Here is a 20510-nt window from a genome sequence, read left to right on the forward strand (position 1 = left end):
TCTATTTTTTGGTATAAAAAAAAGCCCCTGGGGGCTTTTTAGTCATGCAATAAAAGTCACTTCAAAAGATTATTGGTTCTCAAGCTCTTCTTTGCTAACGAGACTCGTCAAAGCGTTTACAGCTTGATCCGCGTCTGCACCATCCGCGCTGATATAGATCTCCGTACCGGAACTGATCGCTAGGCTCATAATACCCATAATACTTTTGGCGTTTACTTTTTTATCGTCTTTTTCCACGAAAATCTCCGACGAAAACTTGTTAGCTTCTTGCACAAACAATGCTGCCGGTCGAGCGTGTAGCCCTGTCTTCAACCGAACAACTACCGGGTGCTTTGTCATGAAACGCTTACCCCCTAATTGAGTTCTCCCCAAAAATTTCACATTAATTTTATATTATTATATCATTATAACGTAAACCACACTAGAAAAAAAGTGACTAGCCGCCTCGAACCTTGTCCGCCAGTTCATCAATCTTACGAAGACGATGATTTACTCCGGACTTACTAACCGTACCTTTCAGCATTTCACCAACCTCTTTAAGGTTGATATCTGGATGTGCCATTCGAATTTCTGCAACTTCCCGCAGTTTATCCGGTAGGCTCTCCAGCCCCACTTCTCGCTGCAGCAGTTTGATATTCTCAATCTGCCGCACCGCGGCACTTATCGTTTTATTGAGATTCGCGGTCTCGCAGTTCACGATCCGATTCACGGAATTACGCATATCACGCATAATTCTTACATCCTCAAATTTGAACAACGCTTGATGCGCCCCGATCAGACTTAAGAATTCGATAATCTTCTCGCCTTCTTTAATGTATAGAATGAACCCTTTTTTACGTTCAATGCAGCGTGCGTTTAGGTGAAATTCACCAGCCAGATCGACCAGCGCCTTACAATGCTCCTCATACATCGAGGAAATCTCCAAATGGTAAGAGGAACCCTCCGGATTATTAACGGATCCGCCCGCCAAAAAGGCACCCCGCAAATAAGCACGCTTACAGCAGTTATTCCCAACAATCTCTTTATCAATACCGTCGGTAAAAATAAATCCTTCGGACACAATTCTGAGATCATTTAAGATTTCCTGTACGCGACTAGGGATTCTAACGATATAAACGTTATTTTTCTTCAAACGCATTTTTTTACGCACGAGTAGCTCAATATGGACCTGGTAATATTTCTTAAGTAAAGAATATACCCGCCTTGCAATCGCGGCGTTCTCCGTCGAAATGTCGAGAATCACCTTTTTGCTTGAAAGCTGCACAGATCCATTCATACGGATAAGCGCTGACATTTCCGCCTTCTCACAACAGGGCTCACTCTCCACCATCGTCAGCTCTTTTTTGGTAAGGGCCGCAAAAGACAAGGGTCTCACCTCTTTCTGAAAATAAGTACGTCATTCATATATACAAGCATAAACGCCTTCGGCGTCCTTTTGAGGACGGTAAGCGTTTATGCGAGAAATATAAGAAAGTATAGGTGTAAAACTTATATTTTCTTATATTTTAAGTTATACCCTAGGGTTTCTGTTTATCCAATCTTGCACAAGCTGATAGATATGATGACTAAGCTTATCGGTATCATGCCTTAAATAAGTTCGGAATAACACTAGCTTATCCGCTATAACTTTATATGCACTGCCTTCTAGTACATCCTTGTCGAGCTGTACCGGACGTGCACCCTTCTCAGCGTACTTCGACTGCACCTGCTCTGGAATTTCACCGTCATTCACAATAATATAATCAAATAAATGAATTCCAATATGATCATAAACGGCTTGTAGATGGTCATTTACAGTATAATTATCCGTTTCACCAGGCTGAGTCATTACATTGCAGACAAAAATTTTGATTGCATCAGAAGATACAACTGCTTCTGCTAGCTTCGGAACAAGTAGGTTCGGAAGAATGCTCGTATATAGACTCCCTGGACCCAAAAGAATTGCATCAGCATTTCGAATCGCTTCAAGTGCTTCAGGCAACGGCTCCACATCAGCAGGCTCCAAAGAAACCCGTTTAATGATCCCGCCTGCTTCCGGTATCTTAGATTCACCCGTGATAATCGTGCCGTCCGACATTTCTGCACGCAATACTACGGCATCCCCCGCAGCGGGTAATACCCGTCCGCGAACAGCAAATAATCGGCTAAGCTCACGAACAGCTGTGACAAAATCGCCAGATATATCTGTAAGCGCAGCAAGAATTAAATTGCCAAGACTATGACCCGCCAAGCCTTCGCCCGTGTTGAAACGATATCTCATAATATCCGCCATGAGCGGCTCTACATCAGCCATAGCTGTTAATACGTTACGGATGTCCCCAGGAGGCGGCATTTGCAGTTCACTGCGCAAAATACCCGAGCTTCCTCCATCATCTGCTACGGTAACTATAGCTGTAATATCTAGCGGCTTTTCTTTTAAGCCGCGAAGCATGACAGATAGCCCCGTGCCACCGCCCATAACGACGATACGTGGACGCTGTCTTTGTTCTTCAGCCACTATGGACCCCTTCTCTCATTAGTGCCGATCACGCTCGGAATCCCGATGACTAACGGCTACGGATTCCGTTTCGCTGACGCCCAGCATTTTGCCCAAATATTCAGAAATGGCTACTGAACGGTGTTTCCCGCCTGTACAGCCAATGCCGATAATAATCTGGGATTTACCTTCCCTACGATATTGCGGAATTAAGAAATGAAGCATATCGAGCAGTTTGGTCAGGAACACCTGTGTTTCAGGCCACTTCATTACATAGTCATATACATCGCTGTCCTGACCTGTTTTTGGCCGCAGGTGATCCACATAATGTGGGTTAGGCAAAAAGCGAACATCGAAGACGAGGTCTGCATCAATAGGAATACCATACTTAAATCCGAACGATGTAATGTTGACGGAGAGTGTACTTTTTCCTAAATGCGAGAACCGAGAAACGATCTTCTCCTTGAGCTGCACTGGTTTCATACTGCTAGTATCCAGACATAATGTAGCTGAATTCTTTAATTCCTCAAGCATTTTACGTTCCAGCTTGATACCATCAAGCGGAAGTCCCTTAGGCGCTAGAGGATGATGACGCCGGCTTTCCTTGTAACGCTGCACAAGCACCGAATCCGTAGCATCCAAGAACAAGATTTCACAGCCAATGGTTGACTCATCTTTGATATAGGCTAGAGACTCGGACAAAGCAGTGAAGAATTCCCTACCGCGCAGGTCAATCACAAGCGCTACCTTGGCGATCTTACCCTTCGACTGCTCAATCAGTTCTGCAAACTTAGGGATCAGCACCGGCGGCAAATTATCGACACAGAAGAACCCTAGGTCTTCCAGACTCTGCACAGCAATTGTCTTACCCGCACCTGACATTCCGGTAATAATGATCAGGGTGGCTCCAGCCGTTGGAGTATTGTCCAATTCGGTCATTAAAGCGTCCCCTCCCTAAATTAGTATATGAATACTCCCTATCTTTTAAGAACGAAGCAGAAGACCTGCTGCACCCACAATACCTGCATCATTACCAAGCTCTGCAGGAATAATCGAAACACCAGTCTGAAGCGGAGCCGGTGCGAGCTTAGCAAACACACGACGAACTTCATCAAATAGAATATCTCCAGCCTTAGACACACCACCACCAATGATGAAGACCTCAGGGTTAAGCACGGCTGCAACAGAAGCCATAGATTTACCCAGGTAGTATGCTGCACGGTTTACTATGCGAATCGCTACTTCATCGCCAGCCTTAGCCGCATCAAAGACTTCCTTCGCAGCAATCTTCTCTACCATTGAGAGGGAAGTACGATCACCACGAGCTACTGCATCGTTAGCCATACGAATAATTCCTGTAGCGGAGGAAACGGTTTCCAGACATCCCATATTACCGCAACCACATTGAATGGCTTCCAAATCCGGCACTACAGTGATATGGCCAAGCTCACCTGCTAGACCTGCAAAACCTTGATAAATCTTTCCGTTGATAATGATTCCGCCACCAACACCTGTTCCTAGCGTATAGCAGACACAATTTTCAATCCCGCGTCCTGCACCACTCCAGGCTTCACCCAGTGCAGCCACGTTCGCATCATTGTCTATTTTGACAGGCTTGTTCCAGCGATCTTCCAAAATGGAGCGAATCGGCACATCTTTAAATCCTATGTTGGGCGCAAGGATAATGATTCCTTCACGAATATTTGTGAACCCTGCTACGCCCGCGCCTACACCTGCAAGCTGATCCCAAGAGTACGGGGAATCCTCCACAATTTGGCGTACATACTTCTCGATATTATCGATAACAGTATCGACACCTTCTGCAGTTCCTGTGGGTCCCTCATAAGTATGCAGTAGCGTTCCCTCAGCATTGCAGATTCCAACCTTAATTGCAGTTCCACCCAAATCCACGCCAACGTAGATATTCTCAGACATGTAACAAGCCACCTTTTTTTATACTAAAATAGTTAATCCTAAGTACCAACTATAATAGAAGCCCCCTCTGTGGTCAAGGAAAGACAACACACCCGGGAATTCCTTATTTTAATACTATACTCTATTATATTCTAAAAAGACCCCCTTACGACTAAGTAAGAGAGTCTTCTGAATATATTATTATCTGGAAAATAACCTAAATCACCCATTTATTCTGACAAAATACGCTTTTGCCCCTCCAGTGCACGGATAGGTGCGATATTCTGTGTAAACTCCAGCGTACCCATATACCGACCAGTCTCGTCGCGGACAGCGAAATAACGGATATAGATAAATTTATCCTTGATGTTGATCCAGAAGTCCTCAGCATCCTTACGGCCTGCCTTAAAGTCTTCCAGAAGCTTCTCCACCACATGAACACTTTGAGGCGGATGACAGTTCTGTACCGTGCGGCCGATAACTGCCTTAGTTCGGGCAAAGATACGTTCCTTCCCGTGTGAAAAATATCGAACGACATCATTCTCATCAATGAATGTCAGATCTACTGGCAGATGATTGAGTACTGTTTCGAGCTGATGCAATGACAACAGCCCTGTCTCAAAACGGATGAACCCTTCTTGCGGAGCGGCTCCCACTGCTTCACCCTGCAATGCTGCACCTTCCGGCTCTGCGGCACGTTCGGGTATCCACTCCTGCTCCGGCGCCGTTAGGCAGAATCCAATCTCATCGCTCTCCCGAGCGATTTTCACCCATTCGTCTTCCGTCAATTTATCCAGCGACATAGGCAATAAAATATTTTCTTCCTTAAAAATCATTTCATTAACTTCCTTGATGATCTCCGTAAGTTGAACACCAATATCTGCTGCATTTCCGCTGTAGCTGCTGAGCGCTGCTTTTGCCTCTTTAATCATACGACGGATATGATCATCCACGCCCCACATTACCTTAGTTGGTCCATAAATGCCGTATTTTTCAAGGTAAGGGAACAACAGATTTTCTTTTCGACTGTAGTGTTTATCTAGATCCAGCAGTAAGCTAAGATCCTCCAGCAGCTTAAAGATCAGCTCCTCACTGTCATTCTTCTGGAATTTGGTAGCATGCAAATCTAAACGAAAGTTCACAAGTCTTTCAATCTCACGGTTTTCTAGCTTGAAGGTGTGGACTGGGTGGCCGGGTTGTTCTTCAGGCTTTGAGGAGCGGTGAATTTGCTCAATAGAGCCTTTGAATATTGCTGTATGCACCGAACAAAGCCGCTGTACCTCGGATACCGGAATTCCCTCTTCAGTCATTAACGAATGCTCCATTGCAGAGATTTCCGCAACAGTAACATCACCTACAGCTTCCTCGAAGCGTGCCTTAACCTCTTCAACGCTTTTGCCTGCATGCAGTTCTTTAATAATCTCCTTGAGCATGGCTTGGCGACGAGTTTGCTCCGGTACATCAACCTCGCGGTTATTTATCAGTTCACTCATTATTGATCTCTCCTTAATGAAATTTTGATGATAGATTCCTTTATTTCATAATCTCGAAGCCATGTCGTTCAAATGCTAACTTCACGGTGTTGAGATCCATTTTCTTCAGCTTCATTCCTTTGGATAAGGTCATGAAACGGCCAGCGGTCTGCAGCATACCTGGCTTAGCAATGTCCTTAAAGCCCAGCTCTACCATAATCTCAACGACCTCTGGATGCCGGGATACCATCTCGAAGATAGACTCATCCATTCGCAGCATTTTTTCCATTGGACTCTTCTCCTTTATATGAGAACTATTCTCAACAACAGATTAGCACAGGCCTTACAAGGCAATAGTGATTGCAATCACTAAATTAGAAGAAAGCAATAACCGTTCTTTTAAAGATGGATTATGTATAATGTGAAATTAAAAAAACTGCCCCCTACGCTAAATAGCATAAGGGACAGTCTAATTCGTAATAAATTATTTATTATAGCGTTACTCCTGTTTTGAATATGGATATCTCGCGGAAGTTATTCTTCTCGTTATTTACCCATTCCCCACTAGCCACGCTGATAATGTAGTTAATGAAGTCATGCAGAACCTCATCTGGAGAACCATCTTCAACCAACACACCCGCATTAAAATCGATCCAGTGACGTTTGCCTTCATACAATGGGGTATTGGTAGACACCTTCATTGTTGGCACGAATGTACCAAAAGGTGTCCCCCGTCCGGTCGTAAAGATCACCAATTGGCAGCCAGCAGCAGCCAGAGCCGACGAAGCCACTAGGTCATTGCCCGGCGCGTTAAGAAGATTTAAGCCTTTGTTAGTGATAAGCTCTCCGTACTTGAGTACATCCATTACCGTAGAATTACCGGATTTTTGAGTGCAACCCAGCGATTTATCCTCAAGCGTAGTAATCCCTCCGGCTTTATTGCCTGGTGAAGGGTTTTCATATACCGGCTGTTTATAGTCCATGAAATACTGCTTAAAGTCATTGATGAGATCAACAATTTTGTGGAAAATAGCTTCGTCTGCAGCACGTTCCATCAGAATCTTTTCGGCGCCAAACATTTCAGGTACTTCAGTGAGTACAGTTGTGCCGCCTTGGGCAGCCATATAGTCAGACAGACGTCCAAGAAGCGGATTCGCTGTAATCCCGGACAGGCCATCCGAGCCTCCACACTTCAGACCAATCTTCAGCTCAGAGAGTGAGACTTCTTCCCGATGATCGCCCTGTACGTTATTGTAGAGTTCCTTCAGCAGCTTTACGCCTTCTTCAATCTCGTTTCCAACCTCTTGGGAGACAAGAAAACGCACTCGATCCTCATCGTAACTACCCAGCATGTCTTTAAAAATATGCAAATTGTTATTCTCACAACCTAGTCCGAGCACAAGTACGGCGCCTGCATTTGGATGCTTAACCGCGTTAGCAAGTATTGTACGAGTATTGTCATGATCATCACCCAGCTGGGAGCAACCATAGTTATGCTTCAGTACGAGCACGTTATCGAACGGAGCGATATCACCAACCTCTGCCTTAAAAATATTGATGATCTGCTCCGCCACTCCATTCACACAACCAACCGTAGGGACGATCCACAGCTCATTACGAATACCTACAGATCCGTCAAAGCGACGATACCCCGTAAAGGTCAAATTCTCTACTTTAAAAGGATTGGGGGTCAGCTTCTGCTCAAAAGTATATTCCTCAACCCCTGTTAGGTTTGTCTTCGTATTATGGGTATGCACCCACTGGCCCGGCACGATAGGCGCTTTAGCATGACCGATGGGATAACCATACTTCAATACATTCTCGCCTTCGCTAATGCTGGTTAGTGCAATTTTATGACCTCTAGCAATATCTTCCGTAATTTTAATCTCTTTTGAACCAATCACAATGGTGTCGCCTGCTTGATAGTCTTTAAGTGCAACTGCCACGTTATCAGCCTCGTTGATCTGCAGTACCTCTTTCATAGTCTTAATCATGTCGTTATCCACCTCCTGTGTATTAGTTGTGTGCAGGTCTCTTCACGTACGCTTGCAGCGCTTGCTTCATACCTGTTCTCTCAATCGCAATGAGCCCTTCTGTCACCTTGTCAGTAAGACCAGCCACTTCATTCAGGTCAGAGCCCCAGCGATTTGTCGCTGCTAATACTTCGACAGCCAGTGCGCGTAACCCAGTGTCTGTGCCATCCCATCCTCCCCACAAGGAGGCGAACCATTCCAAAATATCCGCATCATCGGCCAGCTGAATTTCTTCTTCCCCTCTACGTCCTTTATAGAAGGCAATTAATGCACTCATTGAGAAAACAAGCTTCTCGGGTAATTGTCCTTTGGACTCTACATATTGCAGTAAAGAAGGCAGATCTCTTGTCTTAAATTTCGAGATAGAATTAAGGGAGATGCTCATCAAGTAATGCTGCACATAAGGGTTCAGGAACCTTTCCAATACCGCGTCTGCAAAAGAATTCAATTCCTCTGCCGGCAGATCCAGCGTTGGAATAATCTCATCATAGATTAAGGACTTCACGTACGCCCCAACCTCTTCGTGCTCAATGGCTTCAGCAACCGTATCAATACCGTACAAATACGCTACTGGTGTCATAGCTGTATGAGCTCCGTTTAAAATCCTCACTTTACGAGTGCGATAAGGGGCCATATCATCCACCACCAGCACATTAAGACCTGCTAGTTCAGCCGGGAACTCCTTTTTAATCCACTGCGGTCCTTCAATCACCCAAAGATGGAACTGCTCACCGACAACGACCAGCTTATCCTCATAGCCCAATTCTTCCGTAATCTCAGCGATGGTGTCTCTTGGATATCCAGGAACGATGCGATCTACCAAACTACAGCAGAAGGTGTTGGCTTCATTCATCCAGTTTACAAAGCCCTCTCCCAGATTCCACAGGTCAGCATATTTCAAAATAACCTTCTTAAGCTCATCCCCATTTCGGTCAATCAGCTCGCACGGAATGATGATAAAACCTTTAGAAGCATCACCGTTAAAAAATTCAAAACGCTTATACAATAAGGCCGTCAGTTTGCCTGGAAAACTGCTCTGCGGAGCATCGGTTAACTTGTCGCCTGCTTCAAAAGCAATTCCCGCCTCAGTGGTGTTGGACACGATAAAGCGCAGCTCTGGATTCTCGGCAAGCTTCATATACTCCTCATGCTGGGCAAAAGGATTAAGCGTTCGTGTAATACAGTTGATGACCTCATGTTCTTTTACCGCTGCTCCATCTTTGATTCCTTGGAGATACAACGTGTATAAACCGTTCTGAGCATTTAGCATTTCTGCAAGTCCATTACCCAGCGGTTGTACAACCACCACGCCACCATTGAAATCCGTTTTTTGATTCATGGTATGAATCTGCCAATCTACAAAAGCGCGCATGAAATTGCCTTCACCAAATTGCAGAACCTTCTCAGGATAGTGCTTGTAAGCTTTCCAACTATCACTATTTAATCTGTTCATATAAACGCCTCCTGATTATTAATGCACACGATAAACTAATTAAATATACTTTATAATTCAATATATTTATTATTATTTTCTTAATTTATGCACACGTGAAAATTTTAATTCAAAATCCTTTACGAGTGAAAGGATCAAGCTGCCATGCGCAGCTTTTGCTTCTACAGTTTCCTAACCGATTCTCTCGCAATAAACTCCGTATCAATCGAGGTTAGCCCGTCATTCTCCAAAGGTTCTTTAATTAAGCTTAGCAGCTTGCGGGCTCCTTGCTCGCTGATCTTCTCAATAGGACGTTTAACTGTGGTAAGCGAAGGATTCGCAAAGAGCGAAAATCCAATATCATCAAAACCAACAATAGAAACATCGTTCGGCACCTGCAGCCCTCGCTCAAACACAGCTTTCATAGCCCCGATTGCCATATCGTCATTGGAACAAAATACTGCCGTCGGCGGTTTTTCCAAATCTAGCAGCTTGCCCATCGCCTCATATCCACTTTGCATATCGTAATTACCATTTCTCATATAATCGTTACGAACAGGGATATTATGGTCAATCAAAGCTTTTATAAAACCGTCTCTGCGTTCCTGCGTGGATTTAAAGCCCTCAACACCTTCAATGATCGCAATGTCTTGATGCCCGGACTCAATCAGGTGTTTGCCTGCATGATAAGCGCCTTCCCGGTCATTCGAGATGATATTAATAATGGAGCGATCATCTATCTGCCGATTCAGCACAACGATTGGAATGCCTTGCTGGACAACATGGTAAATGAATTTATTATCTGCTTCACTCTGGCTCATTAGAATAATTCCATCAAAGCGTTTGTGATGAATAGAGGAATATTCCGCATAATCGTCGATCCCACGGATGAACAGATTATACTCTACATCTATGACACTATTTACACCACGAATCGTATCAGAGAAGAAACCAGACGTTGTGCCGTTGGCGATACTCGTGAAGAACAAGCCAATGGTGTATGACCGCTGCATCACAAGGCTTTTGGCATTGTAATTGGGGACATAACCCACTTGCGCAGCGATCTCGGCAATTTTTTTACGTGTAACTTCTTTAATTAGGGGACTGTTGTTAAGTGCTCTTGATACAGTTGTATGTGAAACATTCGCCAGTTTTGCGATATCCTTGATTGTAGGTGCCATGGGTCAACCTTCCTTATCAAACGGGTTTGGCTATTCCATGTAAGGATATCATAACGATTACCTAGTCACCAATGCCTGTTTCGAGAAATTGAAATAATGATCAGCGTTATTGTAACAGATATTCTCAATCATACCACCTAACAGTTCCATATCATCCGGGGCTTCTCCATCCTCTACCCAAGAACCTACAAGATCACATAGAATTCTTCTAAAATACTCATGTCTGGTATATGATAAAAAGCTTCTGGAGTCTGTTAACATTCCGACAAACTGGCTAAGCACACCTAGATTAGCAAGCGTCTTCATCTGTTCCAGCATGCCATCCTTGTTATCGTTGAACCACCATGCCGTCCCAAATTGAATCTTCCCTGGAATTCCGCCGCCTTGGAAGCAGCCCATTAAACCAGCAATGACATGGTTATCATTTGGATTCAGCGAGTACAAAATCGTCTTAGGCAGCGCATTCTCACGATCCAGCGCATCTAACAGACCTGCCAGCGGTTTAGCAATCACGCCATCATTAATCGAATCATAGCCGGTATCAGGGCCGAGTCGTCCGAACATTACGCTGTTATTATTGCGTAGCGCATGGATATGGAATTGCATCGCCCAATCCAGCTCGTTGTACAATTTGCCAAGGAATACTAATGTGAACCCTTTATATTTCTTTTCTTCTCTCTCACTTACAGCACCTTCACGAAGAGCTTTGTTGAATATAGCCGTAGCTTCCTCCAAGGTAGCAGGCTCAAACATTACTGCATCCAAAGCATGATCGGATACACGGCCCGCTCTGGCATGGAAGAATCTCACTCTGCTCTCCAATGCTTCTAGAAACTGACCATAATTCTCAACATCTATTCCTGAGACTTCGCTTAGCTGAGCTACCCAAGGCTTGAAGGTAGGACGATTAATCTCAAGGGCTTTATCTGGACGAAACCCCGGAACTATGCTGGCATCGAATCCACTCAAGCTGCTGATTTTTTCATGATATTCCAGAGAATCTACTGGGTCATCGGTGGTGCATACAACAGTTACTTTCGATTTAACAATTAGGTCTCTCGCTCCATATCCTTCACCTTGCAACTGTCTGTTCACTTCATCCCAAATCTTCGGAGCATTAGCCTCATTTAGCAAATCATATACTCCAAAGAAACGCTGCAACTCAAGATGTGTCCAATGATAGAGCGGATTCCCGATAATCTTAGGAACGGTTCTAGACCATGCCAAGAACTTTTCATAGTCACTAGCATCACCAGTAATGAACTTCTCCTCTACACCATTTGCCCGCATCACTCTCCATTTGTAATGGTCGCCATACAGCCAAGCTTCGGTAATATTGTTGAACGTCTTGTTCTCATAGATCTCTTGAGGACTGAGGTGGCAATGATAGTCGATAATAGGCATATCTTTCGCATGATTATGAAACAGCTTAATGGCGGTCTCGCTCGACAACAGGAAGTTCTCATCCATGAATTTTTTGCTCATGAGGTTTGCTGCTCTCCTTTATAATCATAATGGGAGTTACAATTAGTTTAACGTAAACATTTTTCGGAATATGATATTTTAACTTAGTTATTTCTTTAGATTACAATAATTTCGGTTCTAAAAATGTTCAAATTGTTAACGTTAACATTATCTCTTATTGTAAACGTATTTTTAAAATGCGCAAGCCCTTTTCGAAAGACATTGTTACAGTTATTTTAACAGCACCCAGCTTCCTACTACAAAAAAGCAGGCGCCCCTTTAAAATAAGGATCACCTGCTTGAATTCATTCCGATTAATTTAGTTATATTAACTACCCAAGTTTTCGCTCCAGTCATGTACCATTGTGCCCTCAAGATATTTCTCAGCGTCCATTGCTGCCATACAGCCGGTGCCCGCTGCGGAGATCGCTTGTCGGTAACGGGTATCCTGTACGTCGCCGCAAGCGAATACACCCGGAATGTTCGTCTCAGTAGTACCTGGATTTACTACAATATAACCATTGGTATCCGTCGTAATCTGACCGCCCAAGAATCCGGTATTCGGCGTATGACCGATAGCGACAAACACTCCGTCCGCTTCGATGAGTTCTTCAAGCCCTGTATCATTGTTGCGAACCGTCAGTCCCTTAACTCCAGACTCGCCGGTTGTTACTTCAAGCGGTGTACGGTTAAGTGCCCACACAACCTTACTGTTATCGCGTGCGCGGTCCTGCATAATCTTTGAAGCTCTGAGCTCATCACGACGATGAACCACGGTTACGCTAGAAGCAAATCTTGTTAAGAAGCTGGCTTCCTCCATCGCAGAGTCTCCACCACCGACCACGATAATCTTCTTGTTCCGGAAAAAGAAGCCATCACAAGTAGCGCAAGTGCTGACCCCACGGCCCACATTCTCCTGCTCCCCTGGTATTCCTAAATATCTGGCAGAAGCACCGGTAGAGATAATTACCGACTCTGCCTCTAATACACCCAAACCATCTACTGTCACTTTAAATGGACGCTGTGAAAAATCCACTGAATCCACCCAGCCATTCTTGAATTCAGCACCAAAACGTTCAGCCTGCTTCCGCATGTTGTCCATTAAATCCGGGCCGAGAATCCCTTCGGGAAAACCTGGAAAGTTCTCCACTTCCGTTGTCGTTGTCAGTTGTCCACCTGGCTGCATCCCTTCAATTACAAGTGGGTTAAGGTTGGCACGTGCCAGATAAATAGCAGCAGTAAGCCCGGCCGGGCCTGTTCCGATTACAATCGTTTTGTACATAACAGTGGCCTCCTCACAATAGGGTTTATGCATCAAAGAATTTAGATATTTTCAGTAAACGGGGGAAGACTGTCGCTCACACTTCCCTGAAAACTACATTCATCATCGATACGCCGAGCATAACGACTGACCATCGACACGGATACGTCATAACGCTGAGCTACCTCGCGGTAGGTGACTGGAAGGTTATGCATTTTTGCGATCAGATATTCTAAAGCAGCACACCAGCCTTCCGTTTGACGGATAAAAGGAACATCTGGATATATGCTACTCACGAATTGCTTCCAAAGTAATTCAGCATCTTTTTTCTGGACGGCATCAAATCTCCGGTCCATCATACTTACCGTCTGGTCGATGACTTTTTGCCAATCTTCTCTCCATTCTGGCAATCCCTTCAGACGCGCATTAGAAGTTTCTTTGGCTTCCTGAAGTACATTTTCCTCCGGAACACTACCAATCAGTCGCTGCAGGCTCAGAAGCGCAGCTTCCTGCAGCTTTTCTTCCTGCAATGGCTGTTGTTTCAGAAGTCCTTGTAGAATCTCGGACATTTCTTCATCTTCAATCCAGCGCAGAGCTTCCGTAACCTGAAGCTTCGTATTGGCATCACCGTAGCGAAGTGCCCAGAAGAAGGAAGATCGAAGCAGAGGATTGTTCCGCACCTCTTCAGCAAAGCTGCCTTTGTTGTCTTTCCACAGCTTCAGCTGCTCTTGAAAGGGGAGCTGATAGTTGTAACTGATTGGAGACAACGCCTTGCCTTCCCCCTGCGCTTGCTGCAGTTGGGCCAGAAAAAATCTCGGCACAGCCGATTCCGGATCCAGCTTAGCAGCTTTTTGCCAGCAACGCTGAGCCTCTGCATAGAGACCGCTATTACTTGCTGCTGCCGCACAGTAATGGTACAAACTGGCGTCACCGCCGACTTCCTCATCTTTCAGCAGGCGCCGAAAATGACCATAGGCGGTTCTATGCCGTCCCAGAATCCCCATCGTAGTGGCCATCTTGAATAAATGCTCCTGGTGAAAAGGAATAGTCGTCTCTAGCAGACGTAATAATCCAGCCAGTTGCCCGCGGTCACCTTCATACTGCAAAAAGATCGCCAAGTTACAAAGTGCGTGCAAATTCCCAGAGTCCTGTTCAAGCACCCGCATAATGCATTCTTTGGCTTTGGTAAAACGACCCATATAGAAATACGCAAGGGCTAGGTTGTTATGCGCCGCCAAGAAGTCTGGCGTATTGCTCACAATCTCTTCAAGCAAAGTTACTGCTTGTGTAAACTTGCCTTCCTCCAACAGCGCTCGGGCCCGCTCATGCTCTATCACCCCTTCCCGGCTTCTAATCCGGATAAGTGGTGCAGGACGATCGAGCTCATATTGCAGAAGTTCCATCAACTCTTCCGATTCGGCCAGAAATTCACCGTTCACATCTTCTTCGAGATAAGTAACAAGTGAGCGTTCTGCCTCCTCATAGCTTTCCATATTGGCGAAGTTGTTAGCCATATAGAAATAACATTCCGTCATTCCAGGATCAATATTCTCCAGCACATGGGTCAAAATGTCGTTAGACGCCTCATAATTACCCATCTCTGATAATACGCCTGCTACGTTACAATGATTTACCGGGTTCTCCGGTTCGTACTCTACAGCTTTGCGAAAATTCTTTAATGCCTTATCATATTGAAAGCGATCCAAGGACCGAACGGCTCTTTCAAAGAAAAAATTGGCATTCAGAGTGACAGGAATAACATTACCATTCTCCTCATACTCTGAAGTTCTCTCCATCATGGAAGCAAGGCACCCCCTTATAAGAAGCTTCCTTTTATACTAACGAAAAAATAGGAGGACGGCGCCCAATGGGGTATACCGGAGCTCCAAACTTAATCGCTATTCCGTTCCCTTTATGGGTGCGGCTATCTTCACACAGTATACCACATGTGACCGCGAGATTCTCAAGTTGAGAAAGACTCTACCACTCCACAAACAGCAACTTTTCACATAAAAATAAAAAAGACGGGGAATTAAATTCCCGCGTCTCTGAAAAGCTTATCGATCGAACCGCCCTCAAGAATAATACGTGTAGCTTGTGCAAGCATCGGTGCCACCGATAAGACCGTAAACCGACTTGAATGATCATCTGGCAGCGCAATAGAGTCCGTAATGACCACTTCCTGAACAGAGGGATGGTCAAGCCGCTGCAGCGCAGGTCCTGAGAACAATCCATGCGTTGCACAGACGATACTGTCCTTCGCACCTCTCTCTTTCAGACCCTCAACCACATTCACGATGGTAGTCCCTGTATCAATAAGGTCCTCGATAATAATCGGTGTACGTCCCTCGACATCACCAATGACATGAGTGATTACAGATTCATTATGGGCTGGACGCTTCTTGATCATAATGGCAAAAGGTGAATCCAGCTTATTTGCCAACTTCTCAGCCATAGATGCACGTCCGGCATCCGGAGAAACAATGACCAAATCAGACATAGCCTTGGCCTTCAAATGGCTGCTGATCAAATCGAGAGCAGTCAAATGATCGACCGGAATGTTGAAAAATCCTTGAATTGCCGCTGCATGCAAATCGATAGTGATTACACGGGTTGCGCCCGCGGTCGTAAGTACATCAGCTACCATCTTAGCCGAGATCGGTTCACGAGGTGCAGACTTACGTTCCTGTCGAGCGTATCCATAATACGGCACAATAATGTTAACTGTACGTGCTGATGCCCGTTTAGCAGCATCTATCATCACGAGCAGTTCCACGAACATCTCATTAATGGGATGGGATAGGGATTGCACCAAAAATACGTCGCAGTTCCGGATGCTCTCTTCGTAATGCACGTAAATCTCGCCGCTCATGAAACGGGTCAGCTTAATCTGCCCCAATTCAACACCAAGTCGCTCTGCAATATCTGCCGCCAGCTTTGGATTCGACGAACCGGAAAAAATACGTAATTGTTGATGATGCATAATACCCTCCTGCGGATTATAAATTATAGTTTGAACGGAACAGTGGTACGACGGCGTCCCTCAAATACAGCCAGCTCACGGAAGCCTGTGTGCCAAAGCATGCTACGTGCCTCTTGCAAGCCGTCACCAAGCTTGGCAGGGTCATGTGCATCCGAGCCGAGCGTAAGCGGTATACCGAGCATAAAAGCCTCCTGTAGCAGATGTTCCGCCGGGAACATCTCAGCACATGGCTTGGTAAGTCCTGAAGCATTCAGCTCCATGGCGATTCCGCTATCCGCTATAACCTTTAAGGTTTCCAGCTCCAGCGTTCTCACCTCTGCTTTACCTTCTGGTGTCTGAGGACCATAGCCGAACCGTTTAATAACATCCATATGTCCTATAATATCATATAATCCTGATAACGCCGACTTCTTTACAGCATCATAATAAAGGCGATATACCTCTAGTTCATCCTTGCCTTCCCAGCCATCAACCTGTCGATAATCTGTGATATCCCACTCCCCGAGAAAATGCACAGAGCCTATCAGATAATCCCATGGGTAAGGAGATAAAATCTCACGAATTTGATCCTCATAGCCTTCAATATAATCTGCTTCCAGCCCTACCCGCAGGTCTATGACTCCGCGGTAGCGTTCCTTCAGCGTCAGGCATTCCTCCACATAATGAGGCAGTTCAGCCATTGGCATGGCCATTTCAGGGTAATAGCTAGCAGGATCAACATGGATGAGCGGCAAGTGGTCGGATAACCCTAGCTGCTGAAGACCAAGCTGTATCCCACGCTGCACATACTCCTCAAGCTTGCCCACGGCATGACCGCAGCGCTCATGATGCGTGTGGTAATCGATATGCATCCGTCAGTTCCCTCCCTAGTACTGGTCCCGGCGTGGGCGCTCGTGGCGGGTACTCAACTCTTCCATGATTTCATCCAGCGGAAGCTTGCGCTCCTGTAGCAGTACTAGTAAGTGGTAGATCAGATCACTAACTTCAAGACGCAGCTCGGCATTGTCTTTATTTTTGGCGGCAATAATCGTTTCAGAGGCTTCTTCGCCTACCTTCTTAAGGATCTTATCGACACCTTTATCGAACAAATAAGTTGTATACGCGCCTTCCGGACGCTCTACTTCCCGCTCAGCAATCACGCGCTCCAGCTCACCAAGAACAGCAAAACGCTCACCATCCGTAAGGCTAGTAGCTACCGATTTCTGAGATTCCTCGGCTTGGTTATTCAAAGGAATGTCACGGAAAAAGCATGATGTAGCTCCAGTATGGCAAGCTGGTCCTTCAGGGACAACCTTCACGAGCAGTGTATCACTATCGCAATCATAGGATATGGAAGTAATCGCTTGTGTATTGCCTGAGGTTCCACCTTTGTGCCAAAGCTCGCTGCGTGAGCGGCTCCAGAACCAGGTCTGGCCACTTTCCAATGAGAGCTGCAACGATTCCGAATTCATATAAGCAACCATCAAAACTTCTAGTGTGTTAGCATCCTGCACAACGGTAGGCACCAACCCCGCTTCATTCCAGCGAATGCCGGCCAGCGCTTCTTTTTGGCTAATGGATGTATTCTTTTCTGTTTCGCTCATCGGATCTCTACCCCTTTTTGCTTCAAGTCAGCCTTTAAGTCGTTAATGGCAATCTCTTTATAGTGAAAAATGGTCGCCGCCAGTCCCGCATCGGCTTTCCCTTCCGTAAATACATCGTAAAAATGCTCCTTCTTTCCAGCGCCGCCAGAAGCAATCACAGGAATACTAAGTAAATCGCTTACTGCTGAGGTCAGCTTCAGGTCGAAGCCATCTTTCGTCCCATCTGCATCCATACTTGTGAGTAAAATCTCGCCTGCACCCAGCTTTTCAGCTTCCTTGGCCCAGGTCAGAGCACGGATGCCAGTGGGCTTGCGCCCACCATGGGTATACACTTCCCATTCACCAAATGCCTCGTTATATTTAGCATCTATTGCTACCACAATACATTGAGAGCCAAAACGGCGTGCACCTTCCAAAATTAACTGTGGATTAGTGATAGCAGCCGTATTAATGCCGATTTTGTCTGCACCTGCACGAAGAATCCGCTTCATATCATCAGGTGTAGAGATCCCGCCACCCACTGTAAAAGGAATGGCGATTTCACCTGCGGTCTGCCGCACAACTTCAATCATGGTCGCCCGGCCTTCTACGGAAGCCGATATATCGAGAAACACAAGCTCATCTGCACCCTCACGGTCATACAGCGCCGCCAGCTCTACCGGATCTCCGGCATCTCGCAAATTCACAAAGTTAACGCCTTTGACTACCCGTCCGTCCTTAACGTCAAGACAGGGGATGATACGTTTTGCTAACATTATTAATCCCCCTTTCCATGTGTTTCCCTAAAACATTTTGATCCCCCTAAATCCCGCTCCACTCACTCTATAATCACTATGTTCCCACGATTCTTGCTCCTAGCAGGACGACGGGCTCGCGACAACCGCAAGACCACATTCATATAGGCGGCCTATGGGCTTGCGCTCATGAAATAATAAGCATAATTAGTTGCACAATATGCAGTTATTTCACCCTCCGTCCAGCAAACTAGGTGTTTAACTGCATTTTGTACAATTAAATCTAGGAATGAGCTTAATATAAGCTCAACTCTCATATATAGCTGCACGAAATACAATTAAATTAGCAAACACGCTCTTAATTAGAATAATAGTTGTATGAAGTACACTTATATCATCCATCTGAGGTGTAATGTCCGGTTCTACTAACTTAGTCGCTCGGTAGCTGGTGGCTTATAAGCCTATTTCAGCTTTCTATTGCACAAAATATAACCAAAACCACAAATAAGACTTTTCGCAGAGTGTGAACGAGTTAATTAGTCAGGTTCGTCAACTAACGCACATACTCAGCACTACTTCTGCCCGAGCGCCTGCAAAGCTTTGGAAAGATCAATATTGCCCGTGTACAACGCCTTGCCAACAATAGCTCCGCCCACACCGCTGCCGCTGTGTACGTTCAGACGTAACAGATCATCAAGACTGGTGACTCCACCGGAGGCGATCACCGTTTTACCGCTGACCTTCGCCATGGACACAATGCCCTCCACGTTCGGACCCTGCATCATACCGTCGCGGGAGATATCGGTGTAAATAAACGTCTCGGCTCCTTTTGCAGCCAATTCCTTAGCCAGATCCTCAGCACGTACTTCAGAGGTGTTCAACCAGCCATGTGTCGCAACATAACCGTTGCGCGCATCAATGCCGATAGCTACTTTATCACCGTATTTAGCCAATACCGCTTCGGTAAAAGCATGATCGTTAATCGCAGCAGTTCCGATAATAACCCGACTAACACCAAGCCCAAGCAATTTTTCCACGTCCGCAAGATTACGAAGGCCACCGCCCACCTGAACAGGCACATTAGCATTAGCAGCAATAGCGCCGATAATCGCATCATTCACAGGATGACCTGCTTTCGCGCCATCTAAGTCCACCAAATGAATGAACTTTCCGCCTTGCTCTTCCCATGATTTTGCCACCTCCAGTGGGCTATCATTGTATATCGTTTCCTGACTGTAATCCCCTTGTTGCAGCCTGACACATTTTCCATCCCGGATATCAATCGCCGGATATACAATAAAAGAAGACATTTGGCGCTCCCCACTTTCGTTACATTATATTTATAGCGCGGCTTACGCCCGCTCTCCCTTTAATTTCAAAAAATTGCCCAGTAGCTTGATTCCCAGCTCCCCGCTTTTTTCAGGATGGAACTGCATGCCGAACACATTATCTTGCCCCACAATAGCTGTGACTGGGTAACCATAATCGGTGACAGCCAGCAGATCACTCTCATTCGCTACAAGCGCATGATAAGAGTGCACAAAGTACACATGACCCTCATCAAGATCTGCAAAAAGCGGACTTTGCGGCTGCCTAAAGCTCAGCTTGTTCCAACCCATATGCGGTACCTTATAGCCATCTCTAGGAGCGAAACGCACCACCGAGCCTGAGAGAATATCAAGTCCATCATGGCTGCCATGCTCTTCACTGCTACTAAACAGTAGTTGCATACCAAGACAGATCCCAAGCAGCGGCTGGGTTCCAGCAGCTACCTGTTTGACCACTAGATCCAAACCGCTTTCCCGCAGCTGCTCCATCGCATCGCCAAATGCACCGACACCAGGCAGAATGACACTATCAGCAGCAAGAATTTGCTCGGCTTCCCCCGTCACTATACACTCATAACCGAGACGTTCTACCGCCTTGCTCACACTGTGCAGGTTGCCCATGCCATAATCGACGATTGCAACAGTCATG

19 protein-coding genes are annotated in these 20510 nt (G+C 45.7%); all 19 read right to left on the bottom strand.

Translation table 11 applies throughout. The features are described from left to right. Positions 1-69: 69 nt before the first annotated feature. The gene (locus tag MKY52_RS08275; RefSeq protein WP_036687106.1) at positions 70-339 is read right to left on the bottom strand and encodes an HPr family phosphocarrier protein; all 270 of its coding nucleotides are present in this window, start codon (positions 337-339) and stop codon (positions 70-72) included. A gap of 97 nt (positions 340-436) precedes the next feature. Beyond that, entirely contained in the window at positions 437-1366 is a 930-nt protein-coding gene (gene whiA, locus MKY52_RS08280) for a DNA-binding protein WhiA (protein WP_042123310.1), read from the bottom strand. 144 nt (positions 1367-1510) lie between these two features. Beyond that, positions 1511-2458: a gluconeogenesis factor YvcK family protein gene (locus MKY52_RS08285; RefSeq protein WP_179085868.1), complete on the bottom strand. Its 948-nt coding sequence runs from the start codon at positions 2456-2458 to the stop codon at positions 1511-1513. Between the two features lie 57 nt (positions 2459-2515). Next, positions 2516-3415 carry an RNase adapter RapZ gene (gene rapZ / locus MKY52_RS08290; protein WP_042123306.1) on the bottom strand — a complete coding sequence of 300 codons (900 nt, stop codon included), beginning with the start codon at positions 3413-3415 and terminating at the stop codon, positions 2516-2518. A 45-nt stretch (positions 3416-3460) separates the two neighbouring features. Further along, a complete protein-coding gene (locus MKY52_RS08295) occupies positions 3461-4411 on the bottom strand; it encodes an ROK family glucokinase (RefSeq protein WP_042184026.1) in 951 nt (316 codons plus the stop codon). A 209-nt stretch (positions 4412-4620) separates the two neighbouring features. Further along, positions 4621-5883 (bottom strand): DUF438 domain-containing protein, encoded by a 1263-nt coding sequence (locus MKY52_RS08300; protein WP_076286818.1) that lies wholly within the window; start codon positions 5881-5883, stop codon positions 4621-4623. A gap of 40 nt (positions 5884-5923) precedes the next feature. Continuing rightward, positions 5924-6151 carry a DUF1858 domain-containing protein gene (locus tag MKY52_RS08305; protein WP_341050921.1) on the bottom strand — a complete coding sequence of 76 codons (228 nt, stop codon included), beginning with the start codon at positions 6149-6151 and terminating at the stop codon, positions 5924-5926. Between the two features lie 202 nt (positions 6152-6353). Further along, positions 6354-7844, bottom strand: a complete 1491-nt coding sequence (locus tag MKY52_RS08310) for a UxaA family hydrolase (RefSeq protein ID WP_341053373.1) — start codon at positions 7842-7844, stop codon at positions 6354-6356. Positions 7845-7878: 34 nt separating this feature from the next. Continuing rightward, on the bottom strand, positions 7879-9348 hold the full coding sequence (locus tag MKY52_RS08315) for a tagaturonate reductase (protein WP_341050923.1): 1470 nt from the start codon (positions 9346-9348) through the stop codon (positions 7879-7881). 161 nt (positions 9349-9509) lie between these two features. After that, positions 9510-10508 (bottom strand): LacI family DNA-binding transcriptional regulator, encoded by a 999-nt coding sequence (locus tag MKY52_RS08320; RefSeq protein ID WP_340973653.1) that lies wholly within the window; start codon positions 10506-10508, stop codon positions 9510-9512. A 57-nt stretch (positions 10509-10565) separates the two neighbouring features. Continuing rightward, positions 10566-11993, bottom strand: coding sequence for a glucuronate isomerase (gene uxaC / locus MKY52_RS08325; protein ID WP_341050924.1), 1428 nt, complete (start codon positions 11991-11993; stop codon positions 10566-10568). Positions 11994-12300: 307 nt separating this feature from the next. Continuing rightward, positions 12301-13254, bottom strand: a complete 954-nt coding sequence (gene trxB, locus MKY52_RS08330) for a thioredoxin-disulfide reductase (protein WP_149647951.1) — start codon at positions 13252-13254, stop codon at positions 12301-12303. Positions 13255-13295: 41 nt separating this feature from the next. After that, a complete protein-coding gene (locus tag MKY52_RS08335; RefSeq protein WP_076286824.1) occupies positions 13296-15032 on the bottom strand; it encodes a tetratricopeptide repeat protein in 1737 nt (578 codons plus the stop codon). Between the two features lie 233 nt (positions 15033-15265). Further along, positions 15266-16216, bottom strand: coding sequence for a ribose-phosphate diphosphokinase (locus tag MKY52_RS08340; RefSeq protein WP_042123288.1), 951 nt, complete (start codon positions 16214-16216; stop codon positions 15266-15268). 23 nt (positions 16217-16239) lie between these two features. Continuing rightward, entirely contained in the window at positions 16240-17067 is an 828-nt protein-coding gene (hisJ, locus tag MKY52_RS08345; RefSeq protein ID WP_341050926.1) for a histidinol-phosphatase HisJ, read from the bottom strand. A 15-nt stretch (positions 17068-17082) separates the two neighbouring features. Next, the gene (gene hisIE, locus MKY52_RS08350) at positions 17083-17799 is read right to left on the bottom strand and encodes a bifunctional phosphoribosyl-AMP cyclohydrolase/phosphoribosyl-ATP diphosphatase HisIE (RefSeq protein ID WP_076299977.1); all 717 of its coding nucleotides are present in this window, start codon (positions 17797-17799) and stop codon (positions 17083-17085) included. Then, positions 17796-18554 carry an imidazole glycerol phosphate synthase subunit HisF gene (gene hisF / locus MKY52_RS08355; protein ID WP_042123282.1) on the bottom strand — a complete coding sequence of 253 codons (759 nt, stop codon included), beginning with the start codon at positions 18552-18554 and terminating at the stop codon, positions 17796-17798. The genes hisIE and hisF overlap by 4 nt, the downstream gene beginning before the upstream one ends. Before the next feature lie 551 nt (positions 18555-19105). Continuing rightward, positions 19106-19843 (bottom strand): 1-(5-phosphoribosyl)-5-[(5-phosphoribosylamino)methylideneamino]imidazole-4-carboxamide isomerase, encoded by a 738-nt coding sequence (gene hisA, locus MKY52_RS08360; protein ID WP_076286827.1) that lies wholly within the window; start codon positions 19841-19843, stop codon positions 19106-19108. A 42-nt stretch (positions 19844-19885) separates the two neighbouring features. Further along, positions 19886-20509, bottom strand: coding sequence for an imidazole glycerol phosphate synthase subunit HisH (gene hisH, locus MKY52_RS08365; protein ID WP_341050929.1), 624 nt, complete (start codon positions 20507-20509; stop codon positions 19886-19888). Position 20510: the final 1 nt, after the last annotated feature.

Origin of the sequence: Paenibacillus sp. FSL P4-0184 (assembly GCF_038004625.1) — a bacterium.
GTDB lineage: Bacteria > Bacillota > Bacilli > Paenibacillales > Paenibacillaceae > Paenibacillus_AQ.